At 71.7% G+C, this 18,659-nt stretch carries 15 protein-coding genes and 1 riboswitch; of the genes, 8 read left to right on the forward strand and 7 right to left on the reverse strand.

The genetic code is table 11. The features are described 5' to 3' along the window. Positions 1–103: 103 nt before the first annotated feature. Positions 104–1,084: an aldo/keto reductase gene (locus ACQP00_RS36345; protein WP_433204662.1), complete on the reverse strand. Its 981-nt coding sequence runs from the start codon at positions 1,082–1,084 to the stop codon at positions 104–106. Between the two features lie 65 nt (positions 1,085–1,149). On the opposite strand from ACQP00_RS36345, the gene ACQP00_RS36350 reads away from it, so the two are divergent. Beyond that, positions 1,150–2,091, forward strand: coding sequence for a helix-turn-helix domain-containing protein (locus ACQP00_RS36350; protein ID WP_433204665.1), 942 nt, complete (start codon positions 1,150–1,152; stop codon positions 2,089–2,091). A 196-nt stretch (positions 2,092–2,287) separates the two neighbouring features. On the opposite strand, the gene ACQP00_RS36355 is transcribed toward ACQP00_RS36350, so the two are convergent. Together ACQP00_RS36355 and ACQP00_RS36360 are read right to left on the reverse strand one after the other, a co-directional pair. Continuing rightward, the gene (locus ACQP00_RS36355; RefSeq protein WP_433204668.1) at positions 2,288–3,031 is read right to left on the reverse strand and encodes an alpha/beta fold hydrolase; all 744 of its coding nucleotides are present in this window, start codon (positions 3,029–3,031) and stop codon (positions 2,288–2,290) included. A gap of 215 nt (positions 3,032–3,246) precedes the next feature. Continuing rightward, entirely contained in the window at positions 3,247–3,837 is a 591-nt protein-coding gene (locus ACQP00_RS36360; protein WP_433204671.1) for a TetR family transcriptional regulator, read from the reverse strand. Between the two features lie 95 nt (positions 3,838–3,932). Here ACQP00_RS36360 and ACQP00_RS36365 point away from each other — a divergent pair, with 95 nt between their 5' ends. The 3 genes from ACQP00_RS36365 to ACQP00_RS36375 all read left to right on the forward strand — a co-directional run bounded on the left by ACQP00_RS36365 (position 3,933) and on the right by ACQP00_RS36375 (position 9,302). Continuing rightward, positions 3,933–6,203, forward strand: coding sequence for a putative bifunctional diguanylate cyclase/phosphodiesterase (locus ACQP00_RS36365; protein ID WP_433204674.1), 2,271 nt, complete (start codon positions 3,933–3,935; stop codon positions 6,201–6,203). Between the two features lie 4 nt (positions 6,204–6,207). After that, positions 6,208–8,232 (forward strand): prolyl oligopeptidase family serine peptidase, encoded by a 2,025-nt coding sequence (locus tag ACQP00_RS36370; protein WP_433204677.1) that lies wholly within the window; start codon positions 6,208–6,210, stop codon positions 8,230–8,232. A gap of 230 nt (positions 8,233–8,462) precedes the next feature. Continuing rightward, positions 8,463–9,302, forward strand: a complete 840-nt coding sequence (locus tag ACQP00_RS36375) for a hypothetical protein (RefSeq protein WP_433204680.1) — start codon at positions 8,463–8,465, stop codon at positions 9,300–9,302. Between the two features lie 28 nt (positions 9,303–9,330). Here ACQP00_RS36375 and ACQP00_RS36380 read toward each other — a convergent pair whose 3' ends face one another. Further along, positions 9,331–10,581 (reverse strand): MFS transporter, encoded by a 1,251-nt coding sequence (locus tag ACQP00_RS36380; protein WP_433204683.1) that lies wholly within the window; start codon positions 10,579–10,581, stop codon positions 9,331–9,333. A 142-nt stretch (positions 10,582–10,723) separates the two neighbouring features. Here ACQP00_RS36380 and ACQP00_RS36385 point away from each other — a divergent pair, with 142 nt between their 5' ends. Beyond that, positions 10,724–11,389 (forward strand): hypothetical protein, encoded by a 666-nt coding sequence (locus ACQP00_RS36385; RefSeq protein WP_433204686.1) that lies wholly within the window; start codon positions 10,724–10,726, stop codon positions 11,387–11,389. A 9-nt stretch (positions 11,390–11,398) separates the two neighbouring features. Here ACQP00_RS36385 and ACQP00_RS36390 read toward each other — a convergent pair whose 3' ends face one another. Together ACQP00_RS36390 and ACQP00_RS36395 are read right to left on the reverse strand one after the other, a co-directional pair. Beyond that, the gene (locus tag ACQP00_RS36390) at positions 11,399–11,758 is read right to left on the reverse strand and encodes a hypothetical protein (RefSeq protein WP_433204689.1); all 360 of its coding nucleotides are present in this window, start codon (positions 11,756–11,758) and stop codon (positions 11,399–11,401) included. Positions 11,759–11,778: 20 nt separating this feature from the next. Beyond that, a complete protein-coding gene (locus ACQP00_RS36395) occupies positions 11,779–13,065 on the reverse strand; it encodes a chorismate-binding protein (RefSeq protein WP_433204692.1) in 1,287 nt (428 codons plus the stop codon). Between the two features lie 133 nt (positions 13,066–13,198). On the opposite strand from ACQP00_RS36395, the gene ACQP00_RS36400 reads away from it, so the two are divergent. Continuing rightward, complete coding sequence (locus ACQP00_RS36400) at positions 13,199–13,414, forward strand: DUF5999 family protein (protein WP_433204695.1); 216 nt, start codon at positions 13,199–13,201, stop codon at positions 13,412–13,414. A gap of 21 nt (positions 13,415–13,435) precedes the next feature. Here the strand turns inward: ACQP00_RS36400 and gcvP are convergent, their stop codons facing one another. Continuing rightward, a complete protein-coding gene (gene gcvP / locus ACQP00_RS36405; protein ID WP_433204698.1) occupies positions 13,436–16,261 on the reverse strand; it encodes an aminomethyl-transferring glycine dehydrogenase in 2,826 nt (941 codons plus the stop codon). 77 nt (positions 16,262–16,338) lie between these two features. Further along, positions 16,339–16,437, reverse strand: a riboswitch (glycine riboswitch). A gap of 24 nt (positions 16,438–16,461) precedes the next feature. Between gcvP and ACQP00_RS36410 the strand changes: the two genes are divergently transcribed. Beyond that, positions 16,462–16,767, forward strand: a complete 306-nt coding sequence (locus tag ACQP00_RS36410; RefSeq protein WP_433204701.1) for a hypothetical protein — start codon at positions 16,462–16,464, stop codon at positions 16,765–16,767. Further along, complete coding sequence (locus tag ACQP00_RS36415; protein WP_433204704.1) at positions 16,760–17,422, forward strand: class I SAM-dependent methyltransferase; 663 nt, start codon at positions 16,760–16,762, stop codon at positions 17,420–17,422. Before ACQP00_RS36410 ends, ACQP00_RS36415 begins: the two co-directional genes overlap by 8 nt. The last annotated feature ends 1,237 nt before the right edge of the window (positions 17,423–18,659 follow it).

The following is an 18,659-nucleotide window of genomic DNA, read 5'->3' on the forward strand; positions in this document are numbered from 1 at the left end:
TACGCAAAGTCACTAGCCCGCGACGACTTCGCACCGTTCACCCGACAGGATTTCCTCAGCCCTGTCAGACCCCCGGCGACCCGCGCCGCCGAACACCCGACAGCTACCAGGCCCAGGCCTCCGGCCCCGGTCCCCCGTTGCCCACGGGCGGGAACAGCTCGTTCAGCCGCGCCACAGCGTCATCGTCGAGCGTCGTTTCAAGAGCCTGCGTCGGTACCGTCAATTGCTCGGCACTTCGAGGCCCGACGATCGGCGCCGTCACCCCCGGCCGCCCCAGCAACCACGCCAGCGCCACGGCGGCGGGGTGCAGGCCGAGCTCGTCGCAGAACGTCTCGTACCGTTGCAGCTGCTCGAAATGCTCGGCGACCCGCGCCGCCGCGTGCGTCGTCGTCCGCCCCGCCGCGCCCTCGCGATGCTTGCGCAGCGCCCCCGACAGCAGCCCCTGCGCGAGCGGCGACCAGGGCAGCAGCCCGATCCCGAGGGCCTGCGCGGCCGGCACCACCTCCAGCTCCACCGCCCGCGTCAGCAGGCTGTACTTGAGCTGCTCCGACACCAGCCCCAGCGAGTGCCGTTTCATCGCCGCCGCCTGCGCGCCCGCGAGGTGCCAGCCGGCGAAGTTGGAGCTGCCGACGTACAACACCTTGCCCTGCGCGACCAGACGGTCCATCGCCTGCCAGATCTCCTCCCACGGGGTGCCGCGGTCGATGTGGTGCATCTGATAGAGGTCGATGCGATCCGTGCCCAGCCGGGTGAGCGACGCCTCACACGCGGCGACGATGTGCCGCGCCGACAACCCCCGGTCGTTCGGCCCGTCCCCCATCGGCTGATAGACCTTCGTCGCGAGCACCACCTCGTCGCGCCGCCCCGACTTGGCGAACCACGACCCGATGTACGTCTCCGCCGTCCCCTCGTAGTCCCGCGCCCCGTACATGTCGGCCGTGTCGACGAAGTTGATCCCCGCCGCCAGCCCCGCATCGAGGATCGCGTGACTGTCCGCCTCGCCGAGCTGCCAGCCGAAGTTCATCGTGCCCAGACAGAGCCGCGACACCTTCAATCCCGAGCGCCCCAGATTCGTGTACTGCATGCCGGCCACGCTATGACCGCGATTACCCTTCGCCGAAGCCGTTCGACCGTGCTCGAATGGAACCCGTGAAGCGACTGGAACTCGTCCCCGCCGACCTCCTCCGGCTGCGCTTCGCCCACTCCCCGATGGCCGAGGTCGTGACGAGCGCGCTGATCGCCCGCGCCGACGCCCGCCCGGAAGCCTGGCCCTACGCCCGCTGGCGCACCCGCCTCGACCGGCGCACCGACGAGCTGGAGCTCTTCTGGCGGATCGTGTCGGCCCCGCGCGGCGGCGTCGCGGACTTCCTGACCCCGGTGCCGCGCACCGCCCGCCCCACCCTCGAAACCGAACTCGCCGACATCGCCGCCACCGACCCGGACCGCGTGGCCGCCGAACTGGACGCGTGCGGCATCCCCTACGACGACCCCGCCGCCCTCCTGCCGCCGCTGGTCACGCAGATCCGCCGGTACTTCACCCTCGCCCTGGCCGACCTCTGGCCCCGCCTGCGCGCGGCGGCCGACAACGAGATCGCCCACCGCCTGAACACCGCCGCCTTCCCGGGCCCGGAACGCCTCCTCGACGGCCTGCACCCCCGGATGCGCTGGAACCCCGACGCCCTGCAACTGGACTACCTCAAGGACGGCGAGTCCCCGCCCTGGTCGCTGGACGGCCAGCCGCTCTTCCTGCTGCCGACCGCCTTCACGACCAAGGCCTGGATCATGGACTCGGCCGCGGGCCGGGCCCTGTGGTACCCGCCGCGCGCCGCCGCTACGGTCTTCGCCGCCGCTCCCCCGCCACCCGCGCCCCTGGCCGCCCTGCTGGGCGCGACCCGGGCCGCGGTGCTGACCCTGCTGACCACGCCGTCGAGCACCGGGGACGTGGCGGAGCGGCTGGGCCTGGCCCCGGCGACGGCTTCGCATCACCTGACCGCCTTGCGCGACGCGGGGCTGATCGTGGCGGCCCGCTCAGGGCGGCGGCTGCACTACCGGCACACCGACCTCGGCGAGCGCCTCCATTCCATGGGCTGACGCCGTCGCCTTTTCCGCGGGGCTCAAGCCGTCGCCTTTTCCGCGCGCCTCACGCCGTCTCCTTTGCCGCGCGGCTCAAGCCATCGCCTTTTCCGCGCGGCTCAAGCCGTCTTCTTCCGCGCGCTCACGCCGTCGCCGCCATTGCATTCGCTGACGCTGGCCACACGGCTCACGCCGTGTATCGCGTCCTAGGAAACTAGGCCAGGACCTCCCGGAGCCGCTGCGTGAAGGTCGCGGGCTCCTCGATGTAGCCGGTGTGGCCGCCCGGGAACTGCTCCACGGCGATGCCCAGCCGCGCCGCCAGACCGCGGGCCGCGCGCGCCGGGAACTGCTCGCCCGAGGCGTCCCCCACCGCCACCACCACGCGCCCGGCCAGCGCGTCGAGGTTTGGCACGATCGCGGTGTACCGCCGAAGCTCCCCCTCCACCCAAAATCCCACGTTCCCGGCCATCCGGGTGAGCATCTCGGCGACCGGAGCCGGCAACGCCTCGCGGGGCGGCGGCGGCTGGAACCCGAGACCGGTCACCTCGCCGAACCGCCGCATCGCCGCGTCGGGGCCGTGCGCCCGGTACAGCTCGACGACCTCCTCGAACCCGGCCCGGACCACGGCACCGTCCTCGACCATCGCGGTGAGCGGCGGCTCGTGGGCGATCAACCGCCGCACCTTCTCCGGGTACCGGGCGGCCAGGCCCAGCCCGACGATCGCCCCGGAGCTGGAGCCGAACACGTCGGCCTGCCCCTCGATGAGCGCCGCCGCGTCCTCGACGTCCTGGTCGTAGTCGCCGCCGCCCCCGTCGCCGGCGCTGCGGCTGAACCCCCGCCGGTCGTACGTGATGACGGTCCGCTCCGGCAGGTCCAGCCGGAAGAAGGTGGCCGCGTCGCCCGCGCCGCCGGGGATGAGCAGCAGGGCCGGACCCGAGCCGGTGACTTCTACATGCATTTGCCCCTCCTTAACACGATAAGTCCGACACTCCGTGATCGGACTTATCGTATTTTTCGCCTGACCGGTGATAAATGCGTATATGTCGCGGCGCGCCAGCGCCCGACATATGTAACCCAAGTCGCGCGCAACCCAAGTGCCCCAAGTCGCGTGCAACCCAAGCGCCGTGTAACCCAAGGAGCGTGTAAACCAAGGAGCGTGTAACCCAAGGAGCGCTAGTACTCAGCCAGGTGCCGGAGCGCCTCCAGCACCAGCGGCTGCAACGGCACCGGCGGATCGGCGTGCAACCACCGATGCGTGGCCGCGTCGCAGGCCGCCGCCACCGCCCCGCCCACCACGTCCGGCAGCAGCGACGACACCGGCAGACCCAGCCGCTCCGCGATCGCCGCCGACAGCGAGTCCTGCATGGCCGCCCGCACCCGCAGGTACTCCCCGTGCATCGCCGGGTTCGCCAGCACCATCCGCAGGCCGGCGAACCAGACCCGGTCCGGCACGTGGTCCGGGACCGCGCCGCCCGCGAACTCCTCCAGCATCGTGGCCTCGATCGCGGCGCGCAGCGGCTCGTCCGGGGGCCGGGCCCGCAACGCCTCGCCGGCGCGGTGGGCGCGGTCCACGGCCAGGGCGCAGATCGCCTCGGCCTTGGAGGAGAAGTAGTTGTTGAACGTCCGCGGCGAGACGCCGACCTCGGCCGCGATGTCCTCGACCAGCACCCCGTCGAAGCCGCGCTCGACGGTCAGGCGCAGCGCGGCCAGGGCCAGGGCCCGGCGCGTCGCCTGCTTCTTGCGCTCGCGGAGACCCGGTTCCATACGACTAGCGTAGCAACACCTGCGCGACACGCAAGATTGCGCGGTACGCAAAAAGAAACGTTAAGCTTGCGCACTTCCGCGCCGATCAAGGTCTCATGGTGCGGGACCGGCTGTGGATGGGCCTGCTCGGGATCGGGCTCGCGGCCTCCGCGCTGTGGGCGTTCGACGTGTTCCCCGGGCTGGCGTTTCCGCTTGTCGGCGGCCTGTCGGCGCTCGCCTGGGCGGCCGGGCCGCGGCTGCACGACGTGCGGCCCCGCCGGCCCTGGCGGCTGCTCACCGCCGCCGCGCTGTTCTTCCTCGCCGGGATCGTCGTGCGGGCGCTCGTGATCGCCCACCCGTATCCGCTGGGGCAGCTCGGCGACGCGTTCTCCATCTGCGGGTTCGGGCTGTTCATCGCCGGGATGGCCGTGTTCCTCAACCGGTGGGGGATCAACCGGCACGCGCTGCTCGACGGGCTGATCGTGTGCATCGGCGCGGCGATCACCTCGGCGCTGCTGTTCGTACTCCCCGCCATCGCCATCTCCGGCCGCCCGGCCCTGGTCAGCGTGCTGGCCGGCGGGTACCCGACCCTCGACATCGTCCTGCTGCTGCTCGGGGTGAACATGGCGTTCACCACCGCCGTGCGGCAGCGCTCGTTCCAGTTCCTCGGCGCCATGATCCTGCTGATCTTCGCCGGGGACCTCGGGTACGCGATCATCGGCCGGCACGGCGAGCTCACCGGATCGCGCCTGCTCGACCTGCCGTTCCTGGTCGCGTTCACGATCGGCGGGGCGGCCGCGCTGCACCCCACGGCCAAGGCGCTCGCCCAGGCCACGCCGCTGCCGATCCAGGCCTGGTCGCCGGCGCGGATGCTCATCATCGGACCGGCGGTGGCGGCTCCGTTCCTGCTGACGGTACTGCTGCCGCACGAAACCCCCCTCTCCCGCTGGATCCTCGGGGCCGGAGGTGCCGCGATCGTGGCCCTGCTGCTCGTGCGCGCCTCGGACGCGGTGCAGAGCCACGCCGCCGCCCAGCGCCGCTTCGAGCACCAGGCGACCCACGACCCGCTCACCGGCCTGCCGAACCGGCGCCTGCTGCAGCTCATGGTCGAGCGGCGCCTCACCGAGCGCGGTACCGGCGACGTCTGGATGTTCTACCTCGACCTCGACGGGTTCAAGCTGGTCAACGACTCGTGGGGGCATCCGGCCGGGGACCGGCTCATCGTCGAGGTCGGCGCGCGGCTGCGGCACGCGCTGCCCGCCGAGGCGACCGTGGCCCGCGTCGGCGGCGACGAGTTCGTGGTCGTGCAGCGCTGCACCGAACCCGAGGCGATGGCCGGCGCCCGGCGGATCATGGAGTGCGTCGAGCGGCCGCTGCTGGTCGTCGGCGGTGGCGAGGGACCCACGGCCGAGGTCGTCGTCGGGGCGTCGATGGGGATCGTGCGCGCCGACCGGCACGACACCGCCGAGGCGCTCATGCGCGACGCCGACACCGCGATGTACCAGGCGAAGGAGCAGGGCCGCAACCGCTGGACGGTGTTCGACGCCTCGATGCGCGACGCCGTGCGCGAGCGGGTCGAGATCGAGGTGGCGCTGCGGGCGGCCGTGGCGCAGGAGCAGCTGGCCATCGCGTACCAGCCGATCGTCGACCTCACCGACGGGCTCGGCACCAGCACGGTCGGCGCCGAGGCCCTGGTGCGCTGGGAGCACCCGGTGCGCGGCTGGATCGGCCCGAACATGTTCATCGCCGTGGCCGAGGACGCCAACCTGATCTCCGCGCTCGGCGCCTGGGTCCTGCGCGAGTCCGTGCTGCAGCTGTCCCGCTGGCGCGACAAGGGCGTCGTCGACGAGGACTTCTGGATGTCGGTGAACGTCTCCCCGCGCCAGCTCGGCGACGCCACCTTCCCCGACCGGGTGGCGGCGATCCTGGCGCAGGCCCGGGTACCGGCGCGCAACCTGGTGCTGGAGATCACCGAGTCGGTCATGGTCGAGGGCGGCGAGCTCACCGAGCGGCTCCTGCTGCGGCTGCGCGAGCTCGGGGTGCGCATCTCCGTCGACGACTTCGGCACCGGCTTCTCCGCGCTCGGGTACCTGCGCCGCCATCCCGTCACCGGGGTGAAGATCGACCGCTCGTTCGTCGGCGGCCTCGGCGCCAGCACCGAGGACGAGGAGATCGTGCGGGCCGTGGTCGCCATGAGCAGCGCCCTGAGCCTCGCGGTGGTCGCCGAGGGCGTGGAGACGACGGCGCAGCGGGACGTGCTGGTGGCGCTGAAGGTACCGCTGGCGCAGGGGTGGCTGTGGGGCAAGGCGGTGCCGGCGAGCACCTTCGCCGGCCGGCTCCGCTCCCGCGAACGGGTGGGCGAACCGGTCGGCGGTCGGTCAGACTGATCCGATGCCTGACGATTTTCTGTGGCTCGAGGACGTGCTCGGCGACCGGGCGCTGGACTGGGTGCGCGAGCGCAACGCCGCGACGACCGCGGAACTGACGGGCGGGGAGCGGTTCACCGAGCTGTACGACGGCATCCGCGCCGTCCTCGACGCCGACGACCGCATCCCGATGATCGCCTGGCACGGCGAGCGCGTGTACAACCTGTGGAAGGACGGCACGCACAAGCGCGGGCTGTGGCGGCGTACGACGCTCGAGTCGTACAAACGCGAAACCCCGGCCTGGGAGACCGTCCTGGACCTCGACGCCCTGGCCGAAGCCGAGGGTGAGAACTGGGTCTGGCAGGGCGCCACCTATCTGCGCAGCGGCCCGCTCGCCGGCGAGCACCGCTGCCTCGTCGCGCTCTCCCGGGGCGGCGCCGACGCGTCCGTGGTGCGCGAGTTCGACCTCGACACCCTGGAGTTCGTCAAGGACGGCTTCACCCTGCCGGAGGCCAAGAGCAGCGTCTCCTGGATCGACGCCGACTCGGTTTTCGTCGGTACGGACACCGGGCCCGACTCGATGACCTCCTCCGGCTACCCGCGGCAGGTCCGGGCGTGGCGCCGCGGCACCCAGGTCGCCGACGCACCCGTGGTGTTCGCGGGCTCCCCCGACGACGTGTCGGTGCGCGCGACGGCGGACCCGAGCGTGCCGTTCCGCCGCGCGATCGTGCGCCAGGCGACCGATTTTTTCAACGCGCGCCGGTACCTCCTGATCGGCGACGATCTCACCGAGCTGGACGTCCCCGAGGACGCCGGCGTCGACATCCACCGCGAGTGGCTGCTGATCCGGGTCCGCACCGACTGGCAGGCCGGCGGCGCCACCCACCCCGCGGGCACCCTGCTGATCACGCCGCTGGACGCGTACCTGGCCGGCGACCGTGACCTGACGGTGCTGTTCACGCCGGACCCGCACACGTCGCTGAGCTACGCCGAATGGACCCGCGAGGGCCTGATCCTGGTCCTGCTGGCCGACGTCCGGAGCCGCCTGGAGCTCCTGTCCTATGTGGACGGTTCGTGGCAGCGCAGCGTCCTGGGCAGCGAGCTCGGCCAGACCGACGTGTGGCACACGAACAAGGACACCGACGAGCAGTACCTGCTGCTGTCCTCCGGCTTCACCCTGCCCCCGACCCTGCGCCACGGCGTGCTGGGCGACCCGGCCGGCCCGTCGATCCTGAAACAGGGCCCGTCGTACTTCCCGGCCGACGGCATCGAGACCCGCCAGTTCTTCGCCACCTCCGCCGACGGCACGCAGATCCCGTACTTCGTCGTCGGCCGCCCCGACACCGGCCCCGCCCCCACCCTGCTGTCCGGCTACGGCGGCTTCGAGGTCTCCCGCGTCCCCTCGTACAACTCGATCGTAGGCCGCGGCTGGCTGGCCCGCGGCGGCACCTACGTCGTGGCCAACATCCGCGGCGGCGGCGAGTACGGCCCGGCCTGGCACCGCGCCGCCCTGCGCGACAAGCGCCCCCGCGCCTACGAGGACTTCGCCGCGGTAGCCGCCGACCTGGTCGACCGCAGCATCACCACCCGACCCCAGCTGGGCGCCGAGGGCGGCTCGAACGGCGGCCTGCTCATGGGCGTCATGCTGACCCGCTACCCCGAACTGTTCGGCGCCCTGGTCTGCGCCGTCCCCCTGCTCGACATGCGCCGCTACCACCTGCTGCTGGCCGGCGCCTCCTGGATCGCCGAGTACGGCGACCCCGACAACCCCGACGACTGGGCCTACCTGTCCCTGTTCTCCCCCTACCAGAACGTCAGCGCGGACATCCCGTACCCGCCGACGCTGATCACCACCTCAACACGCGACGACCGGGTCCACCCCGGCCACGCGCGCAAGATGGTCGCCCTGCTGCGCTCCCACGGCAAGAACGTCACCTACTACGAAAACATCGAGGGCGGCCACGGCGGCGCGGCGGACAACACGCAGATGGCCTTCAAGTGGGCCCTCGCCTTCGAGTTCCTCTGGCGGACCCTGGCCCCGTCGCCCTAGTCCCGCACGCGCTTACAGGCCGAGCCCCATGGCGCTCGGCCTGCGGAGACATTCAGCGCGCAGAAACCGCCACGAGCAGTCGAGCCGGAATTTCCAAGATAACGGTGGACTGAGAGCGCCAGTCGGGCTGTGGTGGCGCGGCCGCACAGCCGATGCCGCACGGGCCTCACCTTGGTCGATGATGGGTGTCTGGCTTTCCTTGGATGCATTCCGGAACGATTGGGGCCGGCATGACGACCAAGCAAGTGCGTGCCGCGCTGATGGCAGTGGTCGTCCTCTTGATTGGCGCCTCCGCCTGTTCACAACACCCGGCTGCAAGTGCCGGACCCGAGCGTACGCCGACGTTCGTTCAGGCGCCGATTTCGGCGTCGCCGGCATCGGACCGCGATGGCGATGGCTTAAGCGACTCCATCGACGTCTACCCGGATGACCCCACGAACACACCACCGCCAGAGGCGACGATCACGTGCGCAATGGACAAGGATTTCCGCACCAGATCCATATTTGTCGTGAAGTCGAGCGTGGACTCCGCCCCGGACTTCGGCCACCTGTGGGTGGCCAAGCCATACTCCTGCGAGGCTGTGCGCAATACGGCTCCATTCAGCCAGCTGGAAGAAACGGCCTACAAGACATCCGGATACACCGAACATGACATCAAGACGTTGTACGCGATCTGCGGGGCGGTGAGTCCCGATGATGTCTACGCCAGCGCGGGCTACGCGGCCAGTGAGTCACAGATCTCGGAGATCAATGCCGCCCTGGTCCTCTGCCCTGGTCACCCTTACGCGAACGCATGGCGCCAAGCCGTCCAGCGAGGCAAGGTGAAGGCCGACCAGCGGGCGGCGGGTAAGCGTTTCGGTGCGGGCACCTTCCTCGTCGGCAAGGAGATCGCGCCCGGGACGTACTTTGTCGAAGGCGAGATCAGTGGATGCTACTGGGAACGCCAGGACAAAGCAGGGTCGATCATCGAGAACGGATTCATCCGCTCCGCGCGGCGCGTCCAGGTCTCGATCAGGTCGTCCGACTACGCGTTCCATTCCGAGAAGTGCGGCGAATGGGCGCGTACGTAGACGTGCGGCGAGACGGGGTGGGCACCGGCTAGGCGGTGGCCAGGGCGAGGTCCTCGGCGACGAGGCGGCGGCGGGTGGTGCGGCGGTAGCGGTACACCTGCACCGCGCCGAGGGCCCACAGCAGGTACTGCACGGCGAACGCCCACCGGAACGCGCCCAGCGAAGGATGCGCGGCGCCGGCCGGGGTCTGCAGGTCCAGCAGGACGCCGATGGCGACGATCAGGACGATTGAGGCGACGAAGCTGCCCACGTTGACGATGCCGGTGGCGCCGCCGATGCGGGTGGACGGGTTGAAGGAGCGGGCGTAGTCGAAGCCGATCATCGAACCCGGGCCGCTCGTGGTCAGGACGACGATCAGGGCGGTCAGGACCCACAGCGGGGCGCGGCCGGGCCAGAGCAGGACCACGGTCCAGGCCGCAGCGGAGGCGCCGACGATGGCCAGGACCAAGGTCGAGCGGTGGTACGGCAGCCGCCCGCAGAAGTGGCCGACCAGCGGGCCGAGCACGATGCCGCCGATGGTGAGCAGGGACAGCAGCAGCGCGGCGGTGTCCGGGGCCAGACCCTCGCCCTGGGTCAGGAACGGGTAGCCCCACAGCAGCGCGAACACGCCGCCCGGGAAGCCGGTGACGAAATGGGTCCACAGGCCGAGCCGGGTGCCGGGGTGCGACCAGGAGTGGCGTAGGCCGAGCTCGCGCTTCGCGGCCGGGGCCGGTTCGTCCGCCGGGTCGGGGCGGTCCCGCAGCGTCAGCACGACCAGCAGGACCGCCACGGCGCCGAGGGCGGCCGCGGCCAGGAAGGTCGCCGTCCAGCCGGCGTGGCGGAGCAGGAGCACCAGTGGTACCGCGGAGGAAAGGGCGCCGAGCTGCCCGACCATGCCCGTCAGCTGGACCATGAGTGGGTTCTTGCGGGGCGGGAACCACAGCGCGACGATGCGCAGCACGCTGATGAACGTCATCGCGTCGCCGATGCCGATCAGGACTCGGGCGGCGATGGCCGTGCCGATGTCGCCGGCGAAGGCGAAGACCAGCTGGCCGGCCAGCATCAGGGCGCCGCCGGCGATGAGCAGGCGGCGGGAGCCGAACCGGTCCAGCAGCACGCCGACCGGTATCTGCATGCCCGCGTACACGGCGAGCTGGGCCACCGAGAGCATCGACAGCAGCGCGGTGCCGACGCCGAGACGATCGGCGGCCTCGACCCCGGCCACGCCGAGGCTGGAACGGTGGAAGACGGCGACGATGTACGCGAGGAGCCCGACGCTCCACATGAGGTAGCGGCGCATAACGACCTTCACGCTATCGGCCGGGGAGCGGGTTTCGGGGCGACTGTGACGGCCCTCAACTGTGCGTTTGCACTCACCGCCTACGCTGTCGGGGTCTGCTTTGCCGTTCATCGGGGTCTGCTTTGCCCTTCAGAGGACCGTCATGACCGAACCGACCGCCCTGACCGAGCGCCCGATCGCGTGGGAGCACTCGGGCGACGGCGAGTTCCCGTACCACGCCGAGGTCGACGGGCGAACCCTCACCGTGCGGGTGAACGACTTCCCGGCGGAACCGCTGTACACGCTCATCGTGGACGGGGCGGAGCACGCGGACCTCGACGACTGGCCGCGGGTGTGGCGGCGACCGCCGGTACCGAATCATCTGCTTGATCTGGTGGCTCGTCCCGTGACGACGGATCTGCTGTGGACGTGGGCCCGGCGGATCTGCGGGGTGACGACGGAGCATGCGGCGGAGGTGGCGGCGCTGCTCGGCCTGCCGGCGCCGACCCAGGACGACCTGGGAAGGCTCTTCGTGCACCCGTCACCGCCGGGGACGGCGTGGCTGCAGCTGCACATGAACGAAAGGGCCGGGCTCGGGTCGGTCGCGGTGCGCTTCGCCGCGGCCGGGCTGACCCGGGGCGAGCTGGACGCGTGCTTCGGGCCGAGTGAGAACCTGCCGCGGGTGCACTGGGACTCGCCGTATCTCACCGCGCACCGGATCACCACGCCGGACGCGCCGCTGACGTGCACGGTGTTCGCGTCGTTCCACCAGGACCCGGGTCCGGCGGAGCCGGCGTTCGAGATCCTGCTACGCCGAGACCACCACTAGCGGTCGCCGCTAGCGGTCGCCCGTGGACAGGTCGGGCCGCCAGGCGTCGAGGCCCGCCGCGACGCGGTCGAGCACGGCTTCGAAGGACTCGTCGCCGAGCCGCCCGTCGCGCCGCTCGTCCCATGCTGCGGCGAGCTCGTCCTCGAGCACGACCAGGTCGCCGATCCGGCGGGCGAACGCGATCGCCCGCGCGGTCACCACCTCGGCAGGTTCGTGGTTGGGCCGCTTGTCGTCGACGGGAATGGCGAGGTGACACCGCGCCTCGGCCGCGATGGCGCGGCCCGCCGCCTCGATCATGCGGATCGTGGCTCGCTCGTCGTGCAGGACCTCGTCGAGCAGGCCGAGCATCCGGCTGTTGAGCGGCGGCATGGACCCGAGCATAGGTGCGGTCATCGGCCGCGCAGTGCCCGCTTGATCGGGGCGGTCTTCGCGGCCGCCTCCGCGACCTCGGCGGCCGGGTCGCTGTCCCAGACGATGCCGCCGCCGGCCCACAGGTGCGCGCGACCGTCGGCGACCGCGACCGTGCGGATGGTGAGGCCGAGGTCGATCTCCAAGGCGCCGTGCGGCGCGCCGGAAGCCGGTGGGCCGTGGCCGATCCAGCCGCAGGCGCCCATGCTCGGGCCGCGGCCGGCCGGTTCGAGGCGGGTGGCGACGTCGATCGCGGCCAGCTTGGGCGCGCCGGTCACCGAGCCGCCGGGCCAGACCGCGGCGAGCAGGTCGGGCAGGCCGACGCCCGGGGCGAGCCGGGCGCTCACCGTCGACTCGGCCTGCCACAGGCCGGACCAGCGGCGCAGCGCGAACAGCTCGTCGACGCGGACCGAGCCGACCTCGGCGACGCGGCCCAGGTCGTTGCGCTCGAGGTCGACGATCATGATGTGCTCGGCGCGCTCCTTGGCCGAGGCCAGGAGTTCGGCGCGGCCGGCGGGCGTGGCGGGGCGGGTGCCCTTGATCGGGCGGGTCACGGCCCGGCCGCCGGCCACCGCGACCAGGGTCTCCGGCGAGGCGGTCGCGACCCACCAGCGTTCGCCGCGCAGCACGCCGCCGTAGCGCGCGCCCGGCAGCGCCGCGACGCGGGCGAGCGCCGACGAAGGGTCGCCGTACAGCGGAGCGCTGGCGTGGCCGACCAGGTTCACCACGTACACGTCGCCGCGCGCGATCGCCGCGCGTACCTCGTCGACCGCGGCCGCGTGCTCGGCCTCCGTCCAACTCGGCGTCCACGGGCCGAGATGCATAACGCCCGATTTGTCGCCAAAGAGGGATATGTCGCTTCCAGCAAATGGCGAAGCGAACGTGAGGCTTTCACGCGTCGCACCCGCTGTCCGGGGCCACCCGGAGGGGCCGCGGGAGGGTGGGGGTGAGTCGTGGGAGTACGCCACGGCGACCAGATCGGGTACGGAGGGTGCCGGCGAGGGTGTTACCCAGGGTGGCGACAACAGGACCGAAATCCCACAGATGAACGAATTGGTGACCGTGGGTGACGCCGAGATGTCGGCAATTTGTACGCCGTGCGATGCCGCGAACTCGGAAAGTAATTGAAGTGGGTCTCCGCCGTCACGGGCGTACCATTCAAGCCGGGAGCGCTCCCAGATACGTCCGCGACACGCCGTGCGTAGCCCGGGCGGGTGAAGATCCACAGACCCGGGCCCGTACCCGACGACCGGTCCTAGTGTGCTCATACAAAGGGTGGATTATCCCCAAGTTGTGCCGTCACATGTTCGGAATAGTGTCGTTGGCCGTAGTAGCGTGCATCACTGGTCATGTGAACAACCACACAGGCCTCAACTGAACCTCTCAAATCGGAGACCCCCGATGCTCTGCCAGCACCAGCCAGCCTGTCCGACCGCCGAAGACAGCGATCGCGAAGCCGCCCGGACCGCGGCCAGCCACCCCGAGCAAGGCTGGAGCCTGCTCTGCAACGGCGTGATCGTCTTCGAGGACACCGGTGAGCTTCTGCCCGATTGCTCCGTGATCGAGCCGCACCGCGGCCCGGCACCGCACACGCTTGTCGGCGCCGGACCCCGGTAACGCTCCGTAGCTACGAAGAGGTCACTCTTCGTAAGCGGAGGTGGGGGGACACGCACACACCAGGTTGCGGTCCCCGTAGCTGTCGTCGATCCGGCGGACCGGCGGCCAGTACTTCGCCTCCCGCGCCGAAGCGCTCGGGTACGCCGCCACCGTGCGCGGATAGGCGTGCTCCCAGGCATCGGCCGTGACCACCGCCGCCGTGTGCGGCGCGTTGACGAGCGGGTTGTCGCCGGCCGGCCACTCGCCCGCCGCGACCCGGTCGATCTCCTCCTTGATCGCGATCATCGCGTCGCAGAAGCGGTCCAGCTCCCCCAGGTCCTCGCTCTCGGTCGGCTCGACCATGAGGGTGCCGGCGACCGGGAACGACATCGTCGGGGCGTGGAAGCCGTAGTCGATGAGCCGCTTGGCCACGTCGGCCACCGTCACGCCGCTGACCCGGGTGATCCCCCGCAGGTCCAGGATGCACTCGTGGGCCACGAGGTGCTCCGCGCCGCTGTAGAGCACCGGGTAGTGCTCACGCAGCCGGGCCGCCACGTAGTTCGCCGCCAGGACCGCCGTCGCCGTCGCGCGGGTCAGCCCGTCGGGGCCCATCAGCCGCAGGTACGCCCACGGGATCGGCAGGATGCCGGCCGAGCCGAACGGTGCCGCCGACACCGGTCCGACCGGCGCTGAATCGGCCAGGAACGGGTGCGAGGGCAGGTACTTCGCCAGGTGCGCGCGGACCGCCACCGGCCCGACGCCCGGGCCGCCGCCGCCGTGCGGGATGCAGAACGTCTTGTGCAGGTTCAGGTGCGACACGTCCGCGCCGAACTTGCCGGGCTTGGCGAAGCCGAGCAGCGCGTTGAGGTTCGCGCCGTCGACGTAGACCTGCCCGCCGGCCGCGTGGACCTTGCCGCACAGCTCCGCGATCGCGGTCTCGTACACGCCGTGCGTCGACGGGTACGTCACCATGATCGCGGCGAGCCGGTCGCGGTGCTGCTCGATCTTCCGGTCCAGGTCGGCGAGGTCGACGTTGCCGAGCTCGTCGCAGGCCACCACCGCGACCCGCATGCCGGCCATGACCGCGCTCGCCGCGTTGGTGCCGTGGGCGCTCGACGGGATCAGGCACATGTCCCGTTCGGTGTCACCGCGATCCAGGTGGTACCCCCTGATCGCCAGCAACCCCGCCAGCTCCCCCTGCGACCCGGCGTTGGGCTGCAGGCTCACGGCGTCGTACCCGGTGACCTCGGCCAGCCAGCGCTCGAGGTCCGCGATCAGCCGGCGGTACCCCTGGGTCTGCTCGACCGGCGCGAACGGGTGCACGTCGGCGAACTCGGGCCAGGTGATCGGCTCCATCTCGGCCGTCGCGTTGAGCTTCATGGTGCAGGAGCCCAGCGGGATCATGCCGCGGTCGAGCGCGTAGTCCTTGTCCGAGAGCTTGCGCAGGTACCGCAGCATCGCCGTCTCCGAGCGGTGGCTGGAGAACACCGGGTGCGTCAGGTAGGACGACGCGCGGCGCAGCTCGGCCGGGACCGCGTCGGTGGTGTCGAGCCCGGTGACGTCGGCGTGCCCGAGACCGAACGCGGCGAGCACGTCGCGCAGGTGGCCGAAGGTGGTCGTCTCGTCGCAGGCGATCCCGATCCGGTCGGCGTCGACGCGCCGCAGGTTGATCCCGCGCTCCGCGGCTGCGGCGACGACGGCGTCGGCACCGGACGGTACAACCGCGGAAATCGTGTCGAAGAAGGCACCGTGCTCGACGGTGATCCCGCCCGCGCGCAGCCCCGCGGCCAGCCGGACGGCCATGTCGTGGGTGCGCGCCGCGATCTCCCGCAGCCCGTCGGGGCCGTGGTAGACCGCGTACATGCTGGAGGTGACGGCGAGCAGCACCTGCGCGGTGCAGATGTTGCTGGTCGCCTTCTCGCGGCGGATGTGCTGCTCGCGGGTCTGCAGCGCGAGGCGGTAGGCCGGGGCGCCGCCCGCGTCCTTCGACACGCCGACGAGCCGGCCGGGCAGGGTGCGCTCGAGGCCCTGGCGGACCGAGATGTACCCGGCGTGCGGGCCGCCGAAGCCCATCGGCACGCCGAGGCGCTGGGCGCTGCCGACGGCGACGTCCGCGCCGATCGCGCCCGGCTCGCGCAGCACGCACAGGGCCAGCAGGTCGGCGGCGACGGTGACGATCGCGCCCCGCTCGTGGGCCAGCGCGACGAGCGCCTCGTGGTCGCGGACCGCCCCGGACGCGCCCGGGTACTGCAGGTGCAGCCCGAAGAACGCCTCCGGCAGCTCCTCGGCGCCCAGCTCGAGCACCCGCACCTCGATGCCGAGCGGCTCGGCCCGGGTCCGGATGACGGCGAGCGTCTGCGGCAGGACGTCGGCGTCCACGACGTACACGTCGGCCTTGACCTTGGAGGAGCGCCGCGCGAGCGTCATCGCCTCCGCGGCCGCGGTCGCCTCGTCCAGCAGCGACGCACCGGCGACGGGCAGCCCGGTCAGGTCGGCCACGACGGTCTGGAAGTTCAGCAGCGCTTCGAGCCGCCCCTGAGAGATTTCCGGTTGGTACGGTGTGTAGGCCGTGTACCACGCCGGGTCCTCGAGCACGTTGCGCACGATCACGGGCGGGGTGTGCGTCCCGTAGTACCCGACGCCGATCATCGACACGAGCGGCCGGTTCGCCGCCGCGAGCGCCCGCAGCTCGGCGAGCACCTCAGCCTCGGACGCGGCCGGCGGAAGCTCGAGCGGCTGGTGCCACCGGATCGAGCCGGGGATGGCGGCGCTCATGAGCTCTTCGACCGTCTCGTACCCGACGGTCTTGAGCATGCGGGCCTGCTCGTCGGCGCTGGGGCCGATGTGCCGCGCGGCAAAATTGGACATATAGCCACACTCTCTGGGTCGCGGACAGGGGCGGACGGATGCGCGTCCTCCCCCTCTGTCGCTTACTCCAGAGGTGCCAACCCGATGCGGTCCTTTGTGCCTGAGAGGTTCCGGGGAGGATTTGCCCCTTCGGCGTCGCTGTGTTCCTGCCCAGCGATCTCTCCCGCACGGGTATTGCCGGCAGTCCTACCCTACCAACTGTGCAGGACTTGACCATCGTGGCGAAGCACACGATCTCCTCGGCGATCGCCGGCTCCCGCGCACCCGGCCCGGGTTCGAACTCCGACCGGCGGGATGTGCTTCAGGTTCCGGTGGCCGCGTCCTGGTCCGAGAACCAGCCTCGCACACCTGCGCCGGCCCCGCGTCCCGAGCGGTCCGCATGGCAGCTCGCCGCCCGGCAGCCCGACCGGCGAGGCAACCCAAGCGACCGAAGGCGCGCCGACCGGCCTCACCCGTCCGAAACCGTCGACGAGATCCTGAACCGCGCGGAGCCCCTCGATGCCTGACTCCCCCGACCACGACGGCCCCGACCACGACGGCGCCGACCACGACGGGCCGGATCGAGCCCGGACCGGGCGGGCCGAGACGATCGCCGCCTTCCACGCCGGCCTCGACGGCCCGTCGTGGCGCGTCGCCGGCTGGGGCAGCGCCGAACTGCAGCGCGCCCGCTTCGACGCCCTCACCCGCACCGCGGACTACGCCGGCGGCACCGTCCTCGACTGGGGCTGCGGCCCCGGCGACCTGTTCTTCCACCTCCGCGCCATGCACCTCCCGCTGGACTACACCGGCGTCGACCTGGACCCGCGGATGGTCGCCCTGGCCGAGTCCCGCGGCGTCCCCGAGGTGTCGCTGCTCCCACCGGGCCAGGCCCCCGGCGGCCGCTACGACTTCGTGTTCGCCAGCGGGATCTTCCAGTTCGCCGATCCGGCCGATCCCCTCTACTACCTCAGCATTTTAGAACACGCGTACGACATTTCCCGCCGAGCCGCGGCCGTCACCTTCCTCAGCGCCCAGCGCCCCCCGGAGGCGCGAGCGGCCGACGAGCTGTACGCCGACCCGGCCGTCCTGGCCCGCTTCGCCGCCGCCCTCACCACCCGCTGGCGGATCGACCACAGCTACCACCCGGACGGCGGCGACTTCACGATCGCGCTGTTCCGCTAGCGCCGAGCTCCCGCAACAACCACTCCAGGTCACCGGGCAGATCGGGGTCGTGCCCGGACGGCTCCGCCGCGAGACCGAGCCGGCGCCGGATGCCGGGCCGGAGGTCGTCGGCCGGGTGCTCCAGGAACTCGACGAATGCCTGCGCGGTGCCGTGCCGACGGGCCGCCCGGAGCAGCACGGCGAGCACCGCGGCCCCGGCCTGGCCGACGACGTCGTACGCGGCCCAGTTGTCGTCGGTCCAGGCCCGCGGGTCCACGACGAGCCGGGCCAGGACGTGACGCTCATCCGCGGACCCGGCCACGGCGTCGAGCAGCGCGGCCGCCGAGTGTGGGAGGCGGTCGAGGAGGCGCAGCAGCTCCAGCCAGGTCTCCTCGGGCAGCGCGGCGACACGCTCGGGCACACCGATGAGCCCGGCGATCGTCCGATCGACGGCGTCGAGGTCCCGGCCCGCCTGCGCGAGGATGAGCGCGTACTGGACTGCGGCCTCGAGGGTGGCCCCGCCGAGGGCCAGCTCTGGCGGGTCCGGCCAGGCGTTGCCGTACCGCGCGGCGCGCAGGAGGGCCCCGCGACCGGCGAGCGCAGCGGCTCGTCCCGCCGGGAGACCAGCCTGAGCTGGTTCATCAGCCAGAGCTGGTTCGTAGCCGCCGTCACGCCGATCAGCGTGCCGGCGTCGACCGGCGGCAGGCGCTCGAGCTCGGCGAGCGTGCCCGGAGCCTCCCAGACCTCCGGCAACGCCTGGGAGCCGGCCAGCAGGACGGCATCGGCGAACGCCGAGTTCGGCACGATGTCCAGGTTCGGCGGCAGCACCCCACCCTCGCGCACGTCCAGCGCCAGCCGCTCCCAGTGCGTGTCGAAGCCCGCAGCGTCCAGGAAGTCCAGGGCCCGCCGCATCATCACGTGGCCGCCCGGCTCGGAGCGGCCGACCAGATACGTGGCCAGCCCCGCGGTCAGGTCGTCGGCCAGCCCGACCGCGACCACGGCGGCCTCGTACACCGCGTCCCGCGCCACCTCCGGCCCGCCGTACTCGACGCCGGTCGCGCGGTGGAATTCGACGGTCGTTCCGTTCCGGGTGCCGTGAATGACGCCGGCCAGGCCGAGCAGGGACTTCGACGGGAACCAGGAGCGCCACAGCGAGGTGAGCCGCGCCCAGTCCGAGGTCGCGTCGTCGGAAGGGGTGTCCGCCACGGCGATCCCGCCGAGGACCGCGCTGAGCACGACGAGATTCAGGCTGTACACC

The sequence above is a fragment of the Dactylosporangium sp. CS-047395 genome (assembly GCF_050942185.1).
In the GTDB taxonomy this organism is placed as follows: domain Bacteria; phylum Actinomycetota; class Actinomycetes; order Mycobacteriales; family Micromonosporaceae; genus Dactylosporangium.

Bases quoted from the DNA above. Each gene is read 5' to 3' on its own strand.
- ACQP00_RS36365 (WP_433204674.1), top strand. From the start codon at position 3,933: ATGGTGCGGGACCGGCTGTGGATGGGCCTGCTCGGGATCGGGCTCGCG.
- ACQP00_RS36415 (WP_433204704.1), top strand. From the start codon at position 16,760: ATGCCTGACTCCCCCGACCACGACGGCCCCGACCACGACGGCGCCGAC.
- ACQP00_RS36380 (WP_433204683.1), bottom strand. From the start codon at position 10,581: ATGCGCCGCTACCTCATGTGGAGCGTCGGGCTCCTCGCGTACATCGTC.
- ACQP00_RS36395 (WP_433204692.1), bottom strand. From the start codon at position 13,065: ATGAGCACACTAGGACCGGTCGTCGGGTACGGGCCCGGGTCTGTGGAT.
- ACQP00_RS36370 (WP_433204677.1), top strand. From the start codon at position 6,208: ATGCCTGACGATTTTCTGTGGCTCGAGGACGTGCTCGGCGACCGGGCG.
- ACQP00_RS36400 (WP_433204695.1), top strand. From the start codon at position 13,199: ATGCTCTGCCAGCACCAGCCAGCCTGTCCGACCGCCGAAGACAGCGAT.
- ACQP00_RS36375 (WP_433204680.1), top strand. From the start codon at position 8,463: ATGACGACCAAGCAAGTGCGTGCCGCGCTGATGGCAGTGGTCGTCCTC.
- ACQP00_RS36355 (WP_433204668.1), bottom strand. From the start codon at position 3,031: ATGCATGTAGAAGTCACCGGCTCGGGTCCGGCCCTGCTGCTCATCCCC.
- ACQP00_RS36390 (WP_433204689.1), bottom strand. From the start codon at position 11,758: ATGCCGCCGCTCAACAGCCGGATGCTCGGCCTGCTCGACGAGGTCCTG.
- ACQP00_RS36385 (WP_433204686.1), top strand. From the start codon at position 10,724: ATGACCGAACCGACCGCCCTGACCGAGCGCCCGATCGCGTGGGAGCAC.
- gcvP (WP_433204698.1), bottom strand. From the start codon at position 16,261: ATGTCCAATTTTGCCGCGCGGCACATCGGCCCCAGCGCCGACGAGCAG.
- ACQP00_RS36345 (WP_433204662.1), bottom strand. From the start codon at position 1,084: ATGCAGTACACGAATCTGGGGCGCTCGGGATTGAAGGTGTCGCGGCTC.
- ACQP00_RS36360 (WP_433204671.1), bottom strand. From the start codon at position 3,837: ATGGAACCGGGTCTCCGCGAGCGCAAGAAGCAGGCGACGCGCCGGGCC.